Below are 20,096 nucleotides of genomic sequence, written 5' to 3' on the forward strand. Positions count from 1 at the left end.
ATCTCCACTCGCTATGGGGAAGGGGGGTGATGACTGTGGCCAGTTTGCACCAGATTTATCACAACCAACTCTCTAGGTTATTACGTATTTATAACGTTAGAGGGCGAGGGGCGGTGGGGAACCGTATGCAGAAGGATGCACCGCCAGTGTCCAGGTTCTCGACACTGATATCACCGCCCTGAAGCGTCATGATTCTACGCGCAATGGCCAGCCCTAATCCTGCATGGCCAGCGCCACCAGAGGTCTCACCACGATAAAACGGGTCAAAGATATGCGGCAGGTCCTGTTCCGAGATGCCTGAGCCGCTGTCTTGTACGCAAACCTGTGGTTTGCCGTCCGTTTGACTAAGCACTACGTCGATGTGGCCGCCAGCGGGGCTGTAGGCAATGGCGTTGCTGATCAAGTTGTCGAGTACGCGTTCGGTCATAGCAAGATCGGCGTAGGCACTGGGTAACGCTGGATTACCGCTCAACGTTAGCGCTAATTGGTTGTCTCGTGCAGCTTGATCGTGCTTCTGCACTACGTCATGTACCAGTTCTGCTAGCGGGAAGGGTTCAGGCACTGGCTGTTTCTCTCTTGCCTCAAGGGCGGCAAGCTCGAAGAGCTCATCCACTAAGCGGCTTAACCGACGGCCTTCTTTGAGGGCAATGTCGAGAAAGCGATCCTGTTCTTGGGGGCTGAGACGATCACGCCTTAATTTCAGGCTTTCGATATAGCCTTGCATGGAGGCAAGCGGGGTGCGCAGGTCGTGGGATACTTGGGCGATCAAGCGACGGCGTTGGGTATCCTTTTCTGTCAGCTGTTCGATCTGTGTGGCAATTCGATGAGCCATGTCGTCGAAGGTAGCGTCCAAATAATCGATTTCATCGCGCACCACGGACTGTTTGTCGTGCCATCTGCTATCGAGCCGGGGCTGGCTCATGTCGCTGTTCTCAAAGGCTTCCACTCGGCGTGTTAATGATCTCAGGCGGCGAGTCAGCAGGCGGAAAATAGTCAGCCCTGCTAACATCGCCACCGTTAGGCTGACGAGTAACGCCCAGGCGCTCATTTCCAGTAGTTTGCCACCACGGGCCATGGTTTCCGCCGTGTCGTACTCTTCACCCCGTAACACGACATAGAGGTACCCTTCGGGGTTGTCTGCTGTTGGCACCGGGGTAACGGAAAAGACTTTCTGCCGATCGTGACTGCGGGGGTCATCGCCAAGTATCGGATAAAGGCTCATGTCATCCATCAGCCTGCGTATGGGAGCCATCGAGACTTGCTTGCGTTTAATCTTCGCTGGGTCTGCTGAATAAGACAGGATGGTGCCATCCAGCCCTAGCAGGTAGATCTCGATGCTGGGATTAATGGCCATGTACAGTGAGAATAGTTCTTCCAGAGCGCTACTATCAAGCTGCCCGTTGCTGACCAGATTTCTGTCTGATACTAGATTTTTGGCCAGATTCTGGTGTAACGCCTGATTGACCGAAGCATTGTATTCGCGCAGCGAATAGAGGCTGATGAAGGTGTATAGCAGGCCGACGGCGAGCAATAACAGAAATAAGCCTAAGGCTAGCCGAGTATAGAGTGTTTTCAGCATAACTTATTCGCGGAAGCGATAGCCCACCCCCCAAACGGTTTGGATAAACACCGGGTCAGCGGGGTCTGCTTCGATCTTGCCCCGTAAGCGATTGATATGGGTATTGACGGTATGTTCGTAACCTTCGTGGCTGTAGCCCCACACAGTATCAAGCAGTTGGGCACGGCTAAATACCCGCCCGGGATGCGTGGCAAAGTGCCATAGCAGGTCAAATTCTCGGGCAGTGAGTTCAACAGGCTGGTCTCTTATAAATACTCGCCGACGCAGCGGGTCAATGCGCAGCCCATCGGTGATTAGTTCTTGCTGGCTGGGTTCCGCGGCTGAGGAAGATGCCATGGCATCTACGCGTCGGAACAAGGCTTTCACCCTTGCCGATAGTTCAGCCACACTGAAGGGCTTGGTGAGGTAATCATCCGCCCCCATTTCCAGGCCCAGCACTCGATCAAGCTCCGTGCTTTTAGCGGTTAGCATCAGTACCGGAACGTAACCTGGGCCAGCGCGGATTTCGCGGCAAATTGACAGCCCGTCCAGGCCGGGCAGCATCAGGTCGAGAACCACAAGGTCGATGCCCCCTTCACGAAAACGCGCAAGCCCGGAATCACCGTGCTCGCAAAGAATAGGGTTCATGCCAAGCTCGGCCACATGCATGCGGACGAGCTCACCAATACCCGGGTTATCCTCAATAATCAATACGTTTCGTGTCATAGGTAGTCGCATTATCTTCTTTTGTGCTTTCGCCTTATGGCGCTAGGCGCTTGGATACTCGTGATATTTTCCTACTCATTGGTCGGAAGATTCGAGACTATCCTCGATGTACACCATTACGGGGGTGTCACGGGGTGATATAGAGTGTATCGCGCAAAGTTCACAAATGTGTCACGGGGACTCTAACGATAGGGCGATGTCTGCATTAACGCCTTCCCTTATTTCAATAAGTGTGTTTCAGCAAGGAGAGCGCCCATGGCGACTACACGCCGTAAACTCATGTCGTTAATCGGGCAGGGAGTGATACCTCCTGAGCAAGTGCCGTTAGCGGTTAAAGTGGCGGGGCTGCACCCGTCGCCCCACGCCTGGGCGCGGTTGATTGACCGGCTGCTGCTGTGGCTGGGGGGCTTGGCGTTGGCTTGCGCGGTGCTGTTCTTCGTGGCTTTCAATTGGTCGGACATGGGCCGCCTGCCCCGCTTTGCGTTAGTGCAGGCCGCGTTGGTATTGGCGGCTGGCATCGCGGTGTGGGGCAGCGCGAGGGTAATGCTTTTTCGCGTGGCATTAACTGCGGCGTTTCTGTTGATAGGCGTACTACTGGCGCTGGTGGGGCAGGTTTATCAAACCGGTGCTGACCCATGGCAGCTGTTTTTCACCTGGGCGTTGCTCACTTTGCCGTTGGTATGGGCAGCACGCTTTGATGCACTTTGGGTAGCGTGGCTAGGGCTTTTGAACCTATCCGTGTGGCTGTATAGCAGCACCTGGGGCGGTATTTTAGGCAGCGTGTTCTTTACTGATAACGCCGGTTTATGGGGGCTGGTGCTTATTAACTTAGCGGCTCAAGTCGTGTGGGAGTGGGGCGCGCAGCGCCGAGGTTGGCCAGGGCGTTGGGCAATTTGTTTGTTGGCGCTGGGTAGCGGCGTGCCGCTGACGCTACTGATGATGGCGTGGGTGAGTGGGGAAACGCATGCGTTGACACCGATTGTGGCGGTTTACCCCGTGTGGTTGGCGGTGCTGTATGGCGTTTATCGTCAGTGGCGGCTTGAGTTATTTATGTTGGCAGGGGGGTGCGTATCGCTGATAGCGGTGGCCACATTGCTGCTCGCACGCTACGTACTATGGGAAGGCCAATGGAATGAAGGCGGCTTGCTGTTGCTGGCAGGTGCAGTCTTTGCCATGGGGGCGGCAGCGGTGATGTGGCTGAAGCGATTAAACGCGGAGGAGGCGTCATGAGTCAGTCGATGAGTACGTTAACGCAGCAATTAACTCAGGCTGGCATTGCGCTAAATGAGCCTTCATCAACAGCGCCGCTGGAATCACCTTGGTTTGTGCGGGTTCTGCAGGCGTTTTCCGGCTGGTTAGCAGCGCTGTTTCTATTGGGTTTTATTGCCACTGCAGTGGTATTTGTACTGGAAAGCACAGGGGCTTCTCTTGTTGTAGGCAGCCTGTTGATTGGCGGGGCATTCGCGCTACTACGCGCAGCGAGAAGCGATGTGTTGGAACACATGGCGCTGGCATTTAGTTTAGCTGGGCAATTATTAGTGGCCTGGCCAGCGGTCGAGATGTGGGGTGTTTCCGCAAGCCTATGGTGGGTACTGCTGGCGCTACAGTGCGCGCTGGCGCTGATCATGCCGAGCCAGGTTCACCGCAGTATGTCGGCGTTTTTAGCAAGTTTAGCGTTAGCGATGGCGTTGGCAGCCAATGGACTGGCACCGGTGGCGATTGGTTTGGTGGTGCTGGTGCTGACACTGCTCTGGTTGAATGAATGTCGTTGGCCTAGGCGCATAGGGGCAGTTCAGGCATGGGGAGCTGGCCTGTTAGTGGGGTTGTTGGTGCTTCAAGGGCAGGCGTACTCTAACCAGCTTGCCTGGTTCTACGATTCAGGTGCTCAGTGGTTTGGCCCATGGCTTGCCAGTTGGCTGAGCACTGCGTTGGTGGCGTTAGCCTTAGTATGCGTTATTCATCAGGCATTTCGTCAGCACTCTCAGCCTGCCATTGTGCAACGCTTGGCGATTTATGGCGCAGTCGCGCTAGTGGCGGTGGTATCAGTTTATATGCCGGGGCTTGGCGCTGGGGTTACCGTACTATTGCTCGGATTCACGATTGGCCATCGGGTGCTGATGGGAAGCGGTATTTTGTTACTACTGATGGCGGCTAGTAGTTATTACTACTGGCTAGACGTGACGCTGTTGGTGAAATCACTCATGTTGCTGGCAATGGGGGCGTTCCTGTTAACCCTTCGCTGGTTATTGAAGCGTTGGTGGCTCAACCAGTGGCTAACAGTGCATAAGCCCGCGCTGCTAGGAGATACCAATGAGCAGTAACGTGAAGCGACACCGCTGGATAGTGATTGCCGCCACTGTCGTTGTGCTAGCGGTGGTTAACTGGATTATTTGGCAGAAAGAGCATCATCTGGCCGAAGGTGAGATTGTTTATTTGGAGCTTGCCCCCGTTGATCCGCGCTCGTTAATGCAGGGCGACTACATGGCGCTAATCTTTGCGTTGGCTAATCGTATTCGCATGCAGCACGCAATGGATCGCCACGAAGAGGCGGGTGGAAATGCCATGCAAACGGCAGCCAATGACAGCGTGGTGGTTCGTTTGGATGACGCATCAATCGCCCACTTCCAGCGCTTGGATGATGGCACGCCGCTAGGCGACGACGAAAGGCGTTTACGTTATCGGCTGCGCAATGGAGGCGTGCGCTTTGCTACGGATGCGTTCTTTTTCCAAGAAGGCCATGCTGAGCGTTTTGAGCCCGCCCGTTATGGTCAGTTTCGAGTCAACGAGCACGGCGAGCTACTGTTAGTGGCGCTATACGATGAATCGCTAAACCGCTTGGGAGAGATGGAAAGGTGATGCGTTGCATCAGTGTTCAATACCCATTGCCGCATAGCGCTCGGCTAAGAAATCAAGCAGCGCCCTTACTGAGGGAAGTAAACCGCGGCGAGAGGGGTAAACAGCGTGGATGACTTCTCTGCGCGGTTCCCACTCAGGTACTACTTGCACTAGCTTATTTGAGGTCAACGAATCGCCTAGCATTAAACTTGGGAGTTGCACCACACCAACACCAGCCAGCGCTGCTCTATAAAGTGCGGTCATATCCGTGGTAATAAACCGTGGCGAATGTTCAATTCGGCACTCTTCACCGTCGCGTTGAAGGTGCCAAGCGTGAGCTTCCTCTGGCCTTGCTCTGCTTAGGCTAGGCATTTGGCGAAGATCGTTGGGCGTTGATGGCATGCCATGCTGCTCAATCAGTGCTGGGCTTGCTACCAAGCATTGCCCGCGATCCGATAGTACCTTCAGAATAAGCTCGCTATCTTCCAATGGAAGGGGGCGGGCACGGAGCGCAATATCAAAGCCTTCAACAAAAGGGTCAATGCGGCGGTTAGTTCCTTCCAGATGTACCTGGACATCTGGGTATAGCACCATGAAATCCGCCAGTATTGCACTTACGTGAAAGCTCAATAGCCCAGTGGGACAACTGATGCGGATGGTACCGCAGGGCACTTGTTTGGTTTCTTCGATGAACTGCTGGGCCGCTTCAGCTTCCACTAACATGGCTTTGCAGTGCTGGTAGTAGCGTTGGCCAATATCTGTGAGCGTTAGGTGGCGGGTCGAACGGTGCATCAAGCGCACGTTAAGCTGACTTTCTAACTCTCCCACTCGCCTACTTAATTTTGATTTGGCAATACCCAGCGCACGACCTGCTGGAGAAAAACCACCATGGTCGACTACCTTCACAAAATAATAAAGATCATTCAGATTAGGGGGCGTCATGTGTTCTCCCTCTGTTCTCCCTATGCAACGCTGTGTCTTAATTTCCCATCTAATCATCAAGTAAGCGAACTACTAAACTCTTTATGGCATGCGCAACAGCTTTTGGATCTTTGTTTTCCAAAAGCCCACTCAAGCTAATAGATAAAGGAGTATGTCATGGCTAACCCCTATGTTCGTCTCGATAAAGATAACGCCGCCGTTCTTTTAGTAGATCATCAAACTGGGCTGTTGTCCTTAGTTCGTGATATTGACCCTGATCGGTTCAAAAATAACGTACTGGCGCTTGCAGATTTGGCGAAATACTTTGGTCTGCCAACGATTCTTACCACAAGCTTCGAAGATGGGCCTAATGGGCCCCTGGTGCCTGAATTAAAAGAGATGTTTCCAGAGGCGCCTTACATAGCACGCCCTGGACAAATAAATGCCTGGGATAACGAGGATTTCGTAAAAGCGGTTAAGGCGACAGGAAAGAAACAACTGATTATTGCGGGCGTAGTGACAGAAGTATGTGTTGCTTTCCCGGCGCTTTCCGCACTTGAAGAAGAGTTTGACGTGTTTGTTGTCACAGACGCATCGGGTACCTTTAACGAGCTTACCCGTGATGCTGCTTGGGATCGCATGAGTAGTGCAGGCGCGCAGTTGATGACCTGGTTTGGAACAGCCTGCGAGCTACATCGCGACTGGCGCAATGATATAGAAGGCTTGGGCACACTTTTTGCAAATCACATACCTGACTATCGTAATTTAATGAATAGCTACAGTACTTTGACAAAGAGCTCTGAGTAAGGCCTCTGACAAAGAGCTCTGACAAGAAGTAAACCGTGTTTTGACCGGAAGTGAGTGAGCTTCCGGTTTTTTTAATAATTTTGAGCTATTTATTAAAGGCAAAAGACTGGCTAGACGATAGCTTTGTAAAATAAAAACTATCGATGATGCCATTGCTCCGTTGTCCATTGTATATGGAGGAAATTCCTATGAGCTGGATGCCCGACATTGAGCCAAAATGCCCTTCCGCAGGCAATCTACACGATATTGAAACACTGATCGTACCTCGTGCACACGACCTAGGTGGCTTTGAAGTACGACGTGCGCTTCCCGCGCCCAAGCGCCAGATGGTTGGCCCGTTTATTTTTTTCGATCAGATGGGACCCGCTGAATTTCTTAGAGAGGATGGTATCGATGTTCGTCCTCATCCCCATATTGGACTTGCCACAGTTACTTACTTGTATCAGGGAGAGTTCCAGCATCGTGACAGTCTGGGGACTAATCAGATGATCCATCCTGGGGCGGTTAATTGGATGGTTGCTGGCAATGGCGTGACCCATTCCGAGCGTACTAGCCCCGCTACACGTCAGAATAAGCACTCCCTGTTTGGTATTCAGACGTGGGTGGCATTGCCTGAAGCATACGAAGATAAACCCGCCAGTTTTGCGCATCATGAGCAGGAGACATTGCCGCTGCTTAAAGGTGAGGGTAAAGAGGTTCGCTTGATTCTAGGTTCGGCATGGGGTGAACAGGCGCCTGTTCAGACTTTTTCTGAAATGTTCTATGCGGATGCGGTACTCCAGCCCGGCGCTAAGCTTCCTTTGCCCGATGACCACGAAGATCGAGGCCTCTATGTAACGTCGGGTAGCGTTAGTATTGCAGGGGATACATTCGATGCGGGACGAATGATGGTTTTCCGTCCGGGTGATCCCATTACCTTAACCGCGGGCGAAAGCGGAGCTCGGCTAATGCTGCTCGGCGGCGAAACGCTCAATGGACCACGCTATATCTCCTGGAACTTCGTGGCGTCTTCACGGGAAAAGCTAGAGGCTGCCAAGCAGGCGTGGATGGAAGGAGACTTTGAGCATGGGCGGTTTAAATTGCCGCCGGGGGACGATGAAGAATTCATCCCCTTTCCAGACCAGCACCGCAATTAATTTACAACGAAAGGGATGGCTGTCTAAGCCAGCCCTTTCGTTACTTCAACAGTAGTTATTTCAACAATAGAAGCTTCAATAGTCGTTACTTAAACAGCGGTGTAATTAACTTGGCATTTGGCCAAAGCGGCCGTTGTTAAAGTCTTCTATCGCTTCAATGATGTCACGTTCGCTATTCATCACAAACGGCCCATGACCGACCACTGGCTCATTGATCGGCTCGCCACTCAGCAGCAAAAGGGTTGCATCATTATTGGCTTCAAGCGTCAGTGCGTCACCTGCTCTAGAAAGCTCGGCTACTTGTGCGTCACGCAGTACCTCTTCGCCATTGATTTGAACCGTCCCTTTTAGCACGACCAGCAGGGTTGTCCATCCATCCGGTTGCGTCAGCGTGGTTGTCTGGCCACCGTTTAGTCGCACATCCCATACGTTCATCGGCGAGAACGTCTGTGCTGGGCCCGAGTGAGCCTTACGGTTGTCATCTATATAGCTGCCGGCGATCACGCGGACGCTCCCAGCGTGATCAGGTAACGTTGCCACAGGGATCTGGGCATTAAAAATTGCCTGATAGCCTGGCGTGGCCATTTTGTCTTTGGCAGGCAAGTTTACCCACAGCTGCACCATCTCAAGTGTGCCGCCTTGCTCTGTAAACGTGGGCGAATGAAACTCATCGTGCAGGATACCCGCACCTGCCGTCATCCACTGCACGTCGCCAGGGCCAATTACGCCGCCTTTGCCCGTTGAATCTCGGTGCGCCACTTCTCCCTGGTAGACAATCGTGACTGTTTCGAACCCTCGGTGCGGGTGTTGCCCGACACCGCGTGGCCGCGTGGTGGGAGTAAAGTCGGCGGGGCCAGCATAGTCTAGTAGCAAAAAAGGACTTAACTGCTCGGAACGTGGGCCATAGGAAAACAGCGAACGCGCCGGAAAGCCGTCACCAACCCAATGAGGGTGCGGTGCGCTGGTAACACCTACTAACTTTTTCATTGTTTCTCCTCACAGAGTACGTTGTTGGTTAAGAAGGGTACGCGTTAGGGAAAGCAACTAATAGATAGTGAATATAAGACGCAGAGTTGCAGTGCTGGAACACTAGGTGCTTGCTTGATTGAAGAACGTAGTCTGTACTTTGGTCAACCACTGACATGGAGGCACTGTGTTTAGCGCAGGGCTGGCGGCTTTTGCGCCAGTTGGTGGCTGGTTGTTTGGCTCACTTACTTTTAATGACAAGGTTGGTATGAAAAAAAACAGCTCGTGGCCTGTGTGGGTTGCGCTGGTTGTCACTTTGGTGTTTTCCAGCGTCTGCGCAGCGCAAACTCAAGGAGATGAGAGCGAGGATAAGCGATGGTTCGCCATTGATTCGCTTAACACAGGGCTAGGCGATGTGCCTGAGGATGTTGGGCGGATGTCGCCACGGGAAATGGTTCGCAGCTTTTTAGCGTTCACCGAAAGCGAGAATTACGCCGCAGCCGCGCATTTGCTTAACCTCAACGATATTGATCCAGGCGAACAGCAGGCTCAGGGCGCCGAGCTCGCTAAGCAGTTGGCTGAGGTATTAAAACGCGGTGAGTGGCTGGACGCATCTAATATGTCCGGCCGTCAAGACGCGGTGATAGAAGACCCTTCCGGGCAGAATCCGCAGGCAGGCGAGCCGCAGCGCAATATTGAACTGGCAGCTTTAACGGCAGAGGGCCAGGCCTACGATGTTCGGCTGGGGCGATACCGCGTGGGTGAAGAAGATCCGGTGTGGTTAGTCATGCCAGAGAGCGTGACGTTTATTCCGACTCTTTACGAAGAGTACGGGCCTTCAATGCTGGAACGCTATATTCCCGAACGGTTAAAAGCATCGTTTGGCATGCTAAAAATCTGGGAGTGGTTAGCAATCCCGATTTTTTTAATCGCCATTGGTACGGTGGGAGTGGTCACTTATTACTCAGTTGGGCTAGTAGCTCGCATCCTGCCTTCTGGCGTGTCTACTATTTTTGCCGATCAAATTGGCGTGCCCATGGCGATGATTGTTATGTCGCTGGTAACGCAGATGCTGCTGGACTACGTCGTATCCTTTTCCGCTATTGCGACGACGACGTTTCGCGTGCTGTTGATCTCTATTATGGCCTGGGGTGCAGGTACTATTGCGCTGCGTTTTGTCGACACGATTATGCTGCGTTTAACGCGACGCTTGGTGGGGGAAATTGATGACACGAAGCCTAAAGATCAGCGACGGCTGCTAACCTCGCTATATGCATTGCGCCGCGCCATTATTCTGATCACCGTAACCGGTGTATCTATCTACATCCTAGGCCAAGTCCAGCTTTTCGAAACCCTTGGCTTGTCTATTCTGGCGTCTGCTAGCGTATTGGCAGTATTAGTGGGTGTGGCGGGGCAAACGGTTCTTGGCAATATTCTCTCCTCGTTTCAGTTATCGCTTGCGAAACCTATCCGTATCGGCGACTTGGTGATCTTTGAAGGGGAGTGGTGTTATGTCGAAGGGATCTTTTATACCTATATTCGACTGAGATCATGGGACGAACGACGCTTGATTGTGCCCGTCACCTACTTCACTTCTAAGCCTTTCGATAACTTGTCTGTGAAGAGCACCAAGCTGTACCGATCCTTGGTGCTGACGCTTCACCTCAGTGCCGATATAGGGCTGCTAAGAGATAAGTTCCTCGAATTTGCCAAAGAGGAAGAGAACGTTGTTGAACACCATAAGCTGCTCTGTTACGTGACGGCACAAACGGGGACGGCCCAGACTATCACCTGCTATTTAATGACATCTGACCCCATGGCAGGCTGGACGGCCGAGATGAACCTGCGCGAGAAGCTGCTGGCCTTTATCCGCGATAACCATCCAGAGTGGTGGCCAAGGGAAATCATGGTTATTAGCCATGAGGATATTGCGCGTGGAGAAGGGCAAGGAAAACGTTCTCAGGAATCGGATAGCTCTGCGGATAAACCGCCTGAATAATAGGCATTAAGCAGCGGCAAGTGCCGCTGCTTTTATCAGTTCTATCGCTCAGTGTTTATTTACAAAGTGTCAAAAAGCCGTCTTCATCGATAAACCCTTTATCGCCGGTGACGAACCAGCGTTGGCCATCGAGTTCTTTAATGGCGGCGGCTGTGCGCTCTGAGTTGTTTAGGTAGCCCTGCATCAATTGGGGGCCGCTGATCAAAATCATGCCCGCTTCTCCGGTAGGCTGTTCCACAAAGCTTTCCGGCTCAACGATTTTAAAGCTGGTGCCGGGGAGCGGCATGCCGACGGTACCCGCTTTACTGCCTTGCTGTATTGTTTGGTAATGAGCGCCCAACGAATCCGGTAGATTGACCGATGCCACAGGAGCGGTTTCGGTTGCCCCGTAGCCTTTATAAATAGGCTTATGGAATTTTAGGACGAAGTCGCTGCATACCTGCTCATCCAATGTTTCGGCACTGACAACGACTGCCCGTAGGCTTTCTAGCATGAGTGGGTGCACTTTGGGGCTGTGGTTTAGGTGCTGTAGAAAGTCTGATGTGCCGAACATCAGGGTGGCTTTGTGCTTGGCGACAGCGCTGGCAATGCCAGCAGTGTCGTTGGGGTCCGCGTGGCAGACCAACGGCAGGCCTTCGATAAGTGGCAGCAGTTGGGTAACGGTGAGCCCAAAGGCATGAAACAGAGGCAGCGAGCCGATCACCACATCGTCATATTGGGTATTAAGCACATCGGAGGTCTGCTTGATATTGGCCATCAGATTGCGGTGACTCAGCATGACGCCTTTAGGCTGCCCTTCGCTTTTGCTTGGAAACACAATGGCGGCGGTGGTATTGGCATCTCTACTGCGGCAGTAAAGGCGCTGAAGCAGCCACGCAGGTAGCAGGCGAACGGCAAGCCAAGTGCTGACGCGTTCATGGCGCCGGGTATCGGCTTGTAGGTCTTCCAGGTAGATCGTCTGAGTGTTTGCTAGCCGCTGGCTGATGTTTAACCCTTGTTGCTGGAGTTTTTCGACGAAGTGGCGCGAGGTCAGCACTGTATTGATGTTGGCTTGGGTGAGTGACGCAGAAAATGGGGTTTCGTACGAATTGTCATTGGGGCTGTCGTGGAGACTGTCGTTAAAATGATAGTTGAGGTTAACCAGTGTTTTTCCAGCCAGAAGTGTTGCCATATTGGCCAGTGCACCCACGCTGCTATTGGGCAGCAGTAAACCTACGTTTTGCCTAGGAGTTAGCGTGTGGATGCGCTTTGCAATAAGCAGACTGGCGGTAAGTGCTTGGCCTGCCGTCAGCGGGTGGCTAAGGGTATCCGTGAGTGCTTGTGCGCCAAGGTTACGCTTCACGCTTCGAATCCAGGCGTCAGGCAGCGAGGGCAGTTCATCGATAGCATGTTGCCACGAGTTGGTTGCTTGTTCGAAGATGCGCCGTTTGAGCACGTCGGCCGGGGTGTCTTTAGGCAGCGGCTTGCCAAACGCAACGACGACTGAGCGATGGAGAGGCGCGTTACGCAGCTCTTTGAGTTTGCTGGATGAGCGAGAAAACTGGCTACCCCACAGCCCGCGTAGGTAAAACGGAACAATACGTACCTCTGGGTTGGCAAGCTTACAGGCGCGTTCATAGCCTCGGCGCAGCTCGCCTAACTGGCCGTTGCGGCTAATCGCGCCTTCGGGGAACAGGCATACCACTTCACCGTTATTCAGCTGTTCGGCAACGGCGGCTAGGGCGTTATCTGCTCCTGCGCCCCGTTCGATAGGAATACAGCCCAGCGCCTTAAAAAACCAACGTAAATACCAACGCTGATAAATATCCTTCAGCATGACAAAACGCACAGGGCGAGGGCTGGCAATTTGCACCATTGCCCAGTCCACCCAACTGATATGATTGCCGAGCAGCAGCACGCCGCCTTGGGCGGGCAGGTTTTCGAGCCCATGGACATCAACACGATAGCGGCGGGTCAGTAGAAAACTGAGTAGAAAGCGCACCAAGCTTTGGGGCAATTTGAAGATAGTGTAGCCACCGCCCACCATGGCAACGGTCGCCACGAGTAGCAACAGGTAGTGGCTATCCACACCTGCCAGGGCGAACAGCGCGGTAAGCGCCAGAAAGCCCAGCATAGAAAGGTTCTGAATCCAATTGTTGGCAGCCAGCACAGTGCCTAGCTCATGGTCTGCCGCGTGAAATTGAATCAGTGCATTGAGCGGCACAATGAATAACCCGCCCATCATGCCAATAAATATAAAGTTCAGTGCTTGGCTGATGGGAGTAGTAAGCATTGGCAGGCACCACAGACCCACCGCAACGCCGATAGCGCCTAATGGAATCAAACCGGTTTCAATACGGTTACGAGACAGCTCGCTGGCCAGCAATGATCCTAATGCAATCCCAATACCGCTAGCGGCAAGAATCCCTTGCAGCACTAAGTTGTTATCAATGCTGAGTGCATCTTTGGCATAGGCGGGAAACGCGGCGAGCAGCACTTGACCCACCGACCAGAAAGTTGCAAGACCGATAATTGACAGCCGCAGCACCGGTTGGCGGCCCAAAATGCTCAGGTTGTCTTTCAGTGCGCTGCCTTTGATATAGCGCTGCCAAGTGAGTGGGGGCGTTGAGGGCTGCGCGTTATCTGGTTTCAAGCGATACAGTGCCATCACTTGTATAACGCTGTTCAACACCAGCAGCCAACCCAGCGGCGCAATGCTGCGCAATAGCTCGCCGGGTGTTTGGGCGCTGGGTAAGATCCAGCTTTCAAACAGCGCGGTAAAGACCACGGTGCCGGCCAGAATGGCACCAATGGTGACGGCCTGGATAAGCCCGTTAGCTTCTGCCAAGCGGGGTTTGCCAAACAGCCCTTTCACCAAGCCATATTTGGCGGGGGAGTAGAAGGCCGATTGAATTGCTAGCACTAGCGTCATGGCAAACGCCAGCCAAAACCAGCCTTGGTAATAAGCGGCGGTGATGCCCAGTGAAACAGCGACAGCAGCCCAGGCGGAAACCCGGAGAATGCGAACTTTGGGATAGCTATCCGCCACATGACCTGCGGGGCTAAACAGCAAAATAAACGGCAAAAGGATAAGCCCATTGACCAACGCCGTCAGTACCACCTGGGTTTCGCCGTCGTAGCTTTTAAAAATCGTGTTTTGAATGACGATTTTATGTCCTAAATCCACAAAGGCATTCAAGAAAATGGCAATCAGGTAGGGCCAAACACCCGTGATGCGTAGTAAAGGTTGCATGAAATGACGCCTTATAAACCAGAAGTTAGGGCACTTTCGGTAAATGGGGTTAATGTTGCAACTTTGGTGGTTCAAGTTGTGTTATTTGGGCTTTACGGTATCGTTATACGCTACTTTATATGTCTGGAGGTCATGTGTCTCAGACAAGTGCACTTATCGATACCTTAAAACGTCAGCTGCGTTCCCAGGGTAAAACCTACGCTGATGTGGCGTTATGGCTTGGGTTGAGCGAGGCCTCGGTCAAACGGCTATTCGCTGAACAGCACATTACCTTAGAGCGGCTAGAGCGTATTTGCGATCAGCTTAACCTGGAATTTGCTGAGTTGGTGCAATCCATGCAAGAGGAAGAGCACCGTTTGCAGGAGCTGACCCAGGCGCAGGAGCAGAGCATTGTCGATGATCGTGAGCTGTTTTTGGTCGCTGTGTGTGTGATTAACGGCTATCGGTTTGATGAAATTCATCACCAGTACCAGCTCAGCGAGGCTCAGTGCACTCGGCAACTGCTGGCGCTAGAACGGCTAAAGCTGATTGACCTATTGCCGGGTAATCGAATCCGGCGGCGTGTGGCCGCGAATTTTCGCTGGCGCCCTGGTGGCCCTATTCAGCGTTTTTTCCAGCAATATATTGCCACGGAGTTTTTTCACTCTCGTTTCGAGAGCGACAGCGAAAAGCTTATTGTGCTGAATGGCCTGCTTTCTCATGCGGGTAATGCTGAATGGCAACAAACGATGCAGCGGCTGGCAAAAGAGTTTCACGCCCTGTGTGAACGCGAAAGCGGGCTGCCCATTCATCAGCGCTTTGGCACTACCTCGGTGCTGGCTGTTCGTCAGTGGCAGTCAACGCTGTTTAAAGAGTTTGCCCGCGGACCATATGGGCAAAAGAAAAGTGTATAAACTATTGTTTTTTTATGAGTATACGTTTTATGAGTACACATTTTATGAGTTTGCAATGCTATGAATAGCACTCCTTTTCAATTACTAGCCTGCCCGTTAGATGGCGAGCCACTTTATCTGGCAGGCAGCACTTGGCGTTGCTCTGCTGGACATAGCTTCGATGTTGCCAAGCAGGGTTATGTCAACTTGCTTCCGGTACAGCAAAAGCGTTCCACTGACCCTGGTGACAGTAAGCTGATGGTGGCGGCAAGACAGCGTTTTCTTGGGGCTGGTTACTATCAGCCCATTGCTCAGGCGGTAAGCAAACATCTGTTAAGCCATGCTGAGGCTCAACCTGCTAGCTCGCTATTTGGCTGCCTAGATGCTGGCTGCGGTGAAGGCTATTACTTGCGTGAGCTATCCCGTGCTGAATCGAATTCGCGACCACTTTCACTGGTGGGGTTAGATATTTCCAAGTGGGCAGTGCTGTCGGCGGCCAAGCAAGATAATAAGAAATCTCCACTCTGTAGCTGGGTAGTCGGCAGCAACGCGCACTTGCCAGTTCAAACGGCAACGCTTGATAGTGTGCTGTGTATGTTTGGCTTTCCAGTGCATCACGAATTTGCGCGGGTATTAAAGCCGGGCGGCTTGTTGTTGCAGGTTGAAGCAGGAGCGGAGCACTTGCGTGAGCTACGAGAGGTGATTTATCCCACGCTTAAGCCAGAAGCGATAAGCGAACGGGAGGTGCCGGAAGGCTTTGTATCGTTGCAGACAGAATCACTTAGCTATCAAATAGCGCTGGAAGGGCAAGACTCGATTGGTGATTTATTAGCGATGACGCCCCATCTTTACCGCGCTAGTCAGGAAGGGCGGGCACGTGCAGCGGCACTTGATGCGTTAACGCTGACGGTGGATGCCAAACTAATGGTATATGAGCGTAAATAAGGGGCGAAGGTTTTCAACACGCAAACGCAACAAGGCCCGCATAAGCGGGCCTTGTTATCCGAACCGGTTAAGGTTCGAGCAAATTCTTAAACCGTTAAGGCTTAGGACATTTGCTTGATGTTAGAAGCCTGAAGGCCTTTCTTACCCTGGGTAACGTCAAAAGAAACGTTAGCACCTTCTTGAAGGGTTTTGAAACCGTCAGACTGAATTTCAGAGAAATGAGCAAAAAGGTCGTCGCCGCCGTCAGAAGGAGCGATGAAACCAAAACCTTTAGTGTCGTTAAACCATTTAACTGTGCCAGTTGCCATGATGTAGATCCTTTCGCGCTAATGCGCCGTAATAAAGTTCCTGGTATTACCCAGATGAATAGTAGCGGGTGAAACAAGGAATACAATATCAGGCTGCCGAAATAGATCGTACACTTCTGAAACCATGCTGCTTGCTAACCAACTGACGCTACAGTGACATGATTTTTTCTTCGGGTCAAAGCCTTTTATGAATATTTTCTGAGGGTGGTGTCAGGATAATGGCTACTTCCACCCCATTTTCCAGATGCTAGCGTCTTTTAAGTCTTGCCAAGCAAGAATGGTCTCGCGGTTGGAATGAATAGCTTCAATGATCACCTCTACGACCTGCTCCTCTTCATTACGTCGTAATTTGGTGACGATGAAATGCTTCTCTTTATGGTGAGGTTGGACGGCAGTCCATTTGCTGTTGTGAAGTTTATTCGGGTTGATGTTGTTCACGATGATATTCCTGTGGGGATTGTGTTTGGGAGTGCTATACGGTGAATCAGACCTTAAATGTTAAAAATGGTATCTTTGACGAAGCATTTTTGAAACGACAACCCTGCCGGTAAGGCACGTTATCAAAACGAGGAGAATCCAATGATTGCCGAATACGAACTGGCATATCTAAAGCGCGCCGTGGCTTTAGCAGAGGAGGCTTTAAATGCAGGGGATGAGCCATTTGGTAGTGTGCTGGTAAATGCTGAAGGTAAGGTATTAGCCGAGGATCGAAATCGCATTGCCGGTGGAGATTCTACTCAGCATCCAGAGTTTTCGCTGGCCCGTTGGGCAGCGAATCATATGACGCCTGAAGAGCGCTCTAAAGCGACCGTCTATACCTCTGGAGAGCACTGCCCAATGTGTGCAGCGGCTCATGGGTGGGTAGGGCTAGGGCGTATCGTTTATGTCAGCTCCTCTGAACAATTGGGTGCATGGCTGGCTGAACTTGGCGTAGCGCCGCCGCCTGTCGCTCCGCTGTCGATTAATGAGGTGGTGCCCGATTTGGCTGTTGATGGCCCAGTGCCTGGTCTGGATGAGCAAGTTCATGCCTTGCATTGCCGCTTGCATGCATAACGTCAGAGTCGAGTTTTGAAGGGCAGGATTTTTATTGGCTGGCTAGGATCGTTGATAAACGTATGGCCAATAAAGACAAACACCGCCTTGTGTTCTACAAGGCGGTGTTTATTAAATCAGTGCAAAAAAAGCATCAGTGCTTCGGTTTGTCTAATGTTTCAATATGACATAGAACGCATGGATGATGCCTGGAACAAAGCCAAACAGCGTGAGAATGATATTCAGCCAGAAATGTCCTTTGAAACCGACCTCAAAAAACACCCCTAGTGGGGGCAGAATAACAGCAAAGATCATCTTGATCGGGTCAGTTGCGGTAAACGCCATGCAGCCTCCTTTGCTTACACAGTCTGTGTTAGTAACGAACACGTTAATAACGTAGGTATCAATAGCGTGGGTATTGATAACGTAGATATCGATAGTGGTTTTAGCGCTGATTGCTAATGCTTCAATAACAATGCTTTGCAGCTGCTGACTGTAGCGTAGTCATAATGGATAATTTTAGCGAATCAGAGCGCTTTAAATAAGACCCCGCGTTTGGGCTATCGTTCACCCGCTTAGCCAGGCGTATTCAAGAAACTAGGTTTTCAAAAAAATTAGGGCTTCAAGAAATTAGGGCTTCAAAAAATTAAGGCTGCGAAAGCCCGTCAACTTCAGATTATTAAGGGACATCATGAGCCACTATCTACCGCCATCACTACTGCTCGCGAGCGTTTTTCTAGCCAGCCCTGTGGGGGCGCAGGCACCCAGCAGCGAAGAGACTGTGCTGGCTACAGTAGAGGTGAGCGCCCCGCGTTTAGCCCGCGAGCTGTATGCCACGCCAGCGGCCGTTTCTACCTTGGAGCGTGAAGAGATTGCCCAAGGTCAGCAGCGGGTGAGGTTGGATGAAGCGCTTAACCGAGTGCCGGGTGTGTTTTTACAAAACCGCGATAATTTCGCTCAAGGACAGCGAATCGCTATTCGCGGCTTTGGCGCGCGTGCTCCATTTGGTGTGCGTGGGATTACCGTTATGGTAGATGGCATTCCGTACACGCTTCCAGATGGTCAAGCCCAGCTGGATGCTATTGATTTAGATAGCGCCGAGCGCATTGAGGTGATCCGCGGGCCGTCTTCAGTGCTTTATGGCAATGCGGCTGGCGGGGTGATTGATGTGACCACTGCCGATGGGCGTGATAATCCTGGTACACGGCTGCGGATGGGTGCAGGTAGCGATGGCTATCAAAAAGTGGCACTGCAAAATGGTGGTGTACAGGGCGATTGGTCGCACCATATCAGTCTGACGGCGCTTAATGTTGATGGCTATCGCGAACAAAGCTCAACCGAGAAGTATTTGCTGAATGCCAAAATACGTCGAGAATTAGGCAGTGAGCGGGCGGTTACCGCGATTATTAATCTACTGGAGAACCCCCGATCGGAAGATCCCGGTGCACTTAATGCCCGTGAAGTTGCCGCTGGGCGTGATCAAGCAGCGCCTAATTCAATCGCGCTAGATGCAGGACAAAGCGTTGACCAGCAGGTGTTTGGCCTCCAGTACGAAGACTTAGCGGCAGGGGATGGTGAGCTGTACCTCAAGGGCTTTATTGCTAAACGTAGCTTTGAACAGCAGCTTCCATTTGTGGGCAGTAGTCGTTTGGGGTATCAGCGCGACTATATGGGCGCAAGCGCTGAATACCATCACGAGGTGGCGTTAGGAGGTCTGCCGCTTAGCTATATTGTGGGCGTTGATGCGGCTCGCCAAGAGGATGAGCGTTTTCGTAATAATGTCGATGCCCAGGGGGGTGTTGGCGAGCAGTTAGCGGATGAAACCCAAACTGCGACGTCCGCTGGCGTGTTTGCCCAAGGAGATTTAGCGCTCTCGGAACAGCTCTCGCTCTCGTTGGGCGCGCGATTTGACCGGGTGGCGCTAGACGTCGACGATACGTTTCTTGATGACGGAGATCAAAGCGGAAAGCGTACCTTTAACGAGTGGAGTGGCTCGGCGGGGCTAAGCTATCGCTATCGTCCGCAGCACCAAGCGTATATTAATACCGGCACCGCGTTTGAGACGCCCACGTTTTCTGAGTTTGCCAATCCGACTGGCGGTGGTTTCAATCCCGCTGTTGAGCCGCAAAAAGCATGGAATCGCGAAATAGGGTTGCGTGGCTACATTGAGCCGTTGGCAATGGATTACGATCTCGCACTATTTTCGGTCCGCGTTCGCGATGAGCTAGTGCCGTATGATGAGGGTGGCCGTACCTTCTATCAGAATGCAGGCGACACAAATCGCGATGGCCTAGAACTGGCGCTGGGCTGGCAGCTTGCCGACCAGTGGCGTCTGGATAGCGCTTTAACTCTCGCGCGTTATGAATTCGATAAGTTTGCAACACCTAGTGAACGCTTTGATGGCAACCGGATTCCTGGATTGCCAGAGCAGACGTGGGTCAATCAATTAACCTGGGAAAACCTTGATCAGCGTTTCGCCACGTTGGAAACCGAATACATCGGTGATTTAGTAGCGGATAACGCTAATGCGACGGAGGTAGATAGCTATTGGCTGCTCAACCTCCGAGTGGGTGATAGTTGGCAGTTAAGTGAAGGTACGCGACTAAGCGCTTATCTTGGTCTGCGCAATTTGCTTGATGAAGAGCACTATGCCAATGTGCGCTTAAACGGCACCTTTGGCCGCTTTTATGAGCCAGCCCCAGGGCGAAGTGTTTATGGCGGCGTGGAGCTGAGTTTTTAATCAGAGGCTCCTTAGCAAA

At 52.1% G+C, this 20,096-nt stretch carries 18 protein-coding genes; 10 read left to right on the top strand and 8 right to left on the bottom strand.

From position 1 onward, the window contains the following. Positions 1–88: 88 nt before the first annotated feature. Positions 89–1,579, bottom strand: coding sequence for a HAMP domain-containing sensor histidine kinase (locus B6A39_RS03730; protein ID WP_083001495.1), 1,491 nt, complete (start codon positions 1,577–1,579; stop codon positions 89–91). Between the two features lie 3 nt (positions 1,580–1,582). Further along, the gene (locus tag B6A39_RS03735) at positions 1,583–2,284 is read right to left on the bottom strand and encodes a response regulator transcription factor (RefSeq protein WP_083001497.1); all 702 of its coding nucleotides are present in this window, start codon (positions 2,282–2,284) and stop codon (positions 1,583–1,585) included. A 255-nt stretch (positions 2,285–2,539) separates the two neighbouring features. On the opposite strand from B6A39_RS03735, the gene B6A39_RS03740 reads away from it, so the two are divergent. From B6A39_RS03740 to B6A39_RS03750, 3 genes are read left to right on the top strand one after another with little or no spacing between them, the layout of a single operon-like run. Beyond that, positions 2,540–3,514 carry a DUF2157 domain-containing protein gene (locus tag B6A39_RS03740; RefSeq protein ID WP_083001499.1) on the top strand — a complete coding sequence of 325 codons (975 nt, stop codon included), beginning with the start codon at positions 2,540–2,542 and terminating at the stop codon, positions 3,512–3,514. Then, complete coding sequence (locus tag B6A39_RS03745) at positions 3,511–4,605, top strand: DUF4401 domain-containing protein (protein ID WP_083001501.1); 1,095 nt, start codon at positions 3,511–3,513, stop codon at positions 4,603–4,605. The genes B6A39_RS03740 and B6A39_RS03745 overlap by 4 nt, the downstream gene beginning before the upstream one ends. After that, complete coding sequence (locus B6A39_RS03750; RefSeq protein ID WP_083001504.1) at positions 4,595–5,140, top strand: GDYXXLXY domain-containing protein; 546 nt, start codon at positions 4,595–4,597, stop codon at positions 5,138–5,140. The genes B6A39_RS03745 and B6A39_RS03750 overlap by 11 nt, the downstream gene beginning before the upstream one ends. A gap of 9 nt (positions 5,141–5,149) precedes the next feature. Here B6A39_RS03750 and B6A39_RS03755 read toward each other — a convergent pair whose 3' ends face one another. Next, positions 5,150–6,061 carry a LysR family transcriptional regulator gene (locus B6A39_RS03755; RefSeq protein ID WP_083001506.1) on the bottom strand — a complete coding sequence of 304 codons (912 nt, stop codon included), beginning with the start codon at positions 6,059–6,061 and terminating at the stop codon, positions 5,150–5,152. Between the two features lie 156 nt (positions 6,062–6,217). On the opposite strand from B6A39_RS03755, the gene ycaC reads away from it, so the two are divergent. Beyond that, positions 6,218–6,847, top strand: a complete 630-nt coding sequence (ycaC, locus tag B6A39_RS03760) for an isochorismate family cysteine hydrolase YcaC (protein WP_083001508.1) — start codon at positions 6,218–6,220, stop codon at positions 6,845–6,847. A gap of 188 nt (positions 6,848–7,035) precedes the next feature. Then, positions 7,036–7,983 (top strand): pirin family protein, encoded by a 948-nt coding sequence (locus tag B6A39_RS03765; protein WP_083001510.1) that lies wholly within the window; start codon positions 7,036–7,038, stop codon positions 7,981–7,983. A 105-nt stretch (positions 7,984–8,088) separates the two neighbouring features. Here the strand turns inward: B6A39_RS03765 and B6A39_RS03770 are convergent, their stop codons facing one another. After that, positions 8,089–8,970: a pirin family protein gene (locus B6A39_RS03770; RefSeq protein WP_083001513.1), complete on the bottom strand. Its 882-nt coding sequence runs from the start codon at positions 8,968–8,970 to the stop codon at positions 8,089–8,091. 247 nt (positions 8,971–9,217) lie between these two features. On the opposite strand from B6A39_RS03770, the gene B6A39_RS03775 reads away from it, so the two are divergent. Continuing rightward, positions 9,218–10,948 carry a mechanosensitive ion channel family protein gene (locus tag B6A39_RS03775; RefSeq protein ID WP_083007838.1) on the top strand — a complete coding sequence of 577 codons (1,731 nt, stop codon included), beginning with the start codon at positions 9,218–9,220 and terminating at the stop codon, positions 10,946–10,948. 55 nt (positions 10,949–11,003) lie between these two features. Here the strand turns inward: B6A39_RS03775 and B6A39_RS03780 are convergent, their stop codons facing one another. Continuing rightward, a complete protein-coding gene (locus tag B6A39_RS03780; RefSeq protein ID WP_083001515.1) occupies positions 11,004–14,180 on the bottom strand; it encodes an acyl-[ACP]--phospholipid O-acyltransferase in 3,177 nt (1,058 codons plus the stop codon). 134 nt (positions 14,181–14,314) lie between these two features. On the opposite strand from B6A39_RS03780, the gene B6A39_RS03785 reads away from it, so the two are divergent. Both B6A39_RS03785 and B6A39_RS03790 read left to right on the top strand, forming a co-directional pair. After that, positions 14,315–15,073, top strand: a complete 759-nt coding sequence (locus B6A39_RS03785) for a helix-turn-helix domain-containing protein (protein ID WP_083001518.1) — start codon at positions 14,315–14,317, stop codon at positions 15,071–15,073. A gap of 60 nt (positions 15,074–15,133) precedes the next feature. Next, a complete protein-coding gene (locus B6A39_RS03790; protein ID WP_083001520.1) occupies positions 15,134–15,997 on the top strand; it encodes a putative RNA methyltransferase in 864 nt (287 codons plus the stop codon). Between the two features lie 101 nt (positions 15,998–16,098). Here the strand turns inward: B6A39_RS03790 and B6A39_RS03795 are convergent, their stop codons facing one another. Both B6A39_RS03795 and B6A39_RS03800 read right to left on the bottom strand, forming a co-directional pair. After that, entirely contained in the window at positions 16,099–16,305 is a 207-nt protein-coding gene (locus B6A39_RS03795; RefSeq protein ID WP_009722287.1) for a cold-shock protein, read from the bottom strand. Between the two features lie 222 nt (positions 16,306–16,527). Then, a complete protein-coding gene (locus B6A39_RS03800; protein WP_083001522.1) occupies positions 16,528–16,743 on the bottom strand; it encodes a TIGR02450 family Trp-rich protein in 216 nt (71 codons plus the stop codon). Between the two features lie 141 nt (positions 16,744–16,884). Here B6A39_RS03800 and B6A39_RS03805 point away from each other — a divergent pair, with 141 nt between their 5' ends. After that, positions 16,885–17,358, top strand: a complete 474-nt coding sequence (locus B6A39_RS03805; RefSeq protein ID WP_083001524.1) for a nucleoside deaminase — start codon at positions 16,885–16,887, stop codon at positions 17,356–17,358. Between the two features lie 150 nt (positions 17,359–17,508). Here the strand turns inward: B6A39_RS03805 and B6A39_RS03810 are convergent, their stop codons facing one another. Beyond that, on the bottom strand, positions 17,509–17,682 hold the full coding sequence (locus tag B6A39_RS03810) for a YqaE/Pmp3 family membrane protein (RefSeq protein WP_009722289.1): 174 nt from the start codon (positions 17,680–17,682) through the stop codon (positions 17,509–17,511). Between the two features lie 346 nt (positions 17,683–18,028). On the opposite strand from B6A39_RS03810, the gene B6A39_RS03815 reads away from it, so the two are divergent. Further along, entirely contained in the window at positions 18,029–20,077 is a 2,049-nt protein-coding gene (locus B6A39_RS03815) for a TonB-dependent receptor family protein (RefSeq protein WP_083001527.1), read from the top strand. Positions 20,078–20,096 lie beyond the last annotated feature (19 nt).

The sequence above is a fragment of the Halomonas sp. GT genome, from assembly GCF_002082565.1.
GTDB lineage: Bacteria > Pseudomonadota > Gammaproteobacteria > Pseudomonadales > Halomonadaceae > Vreelandella.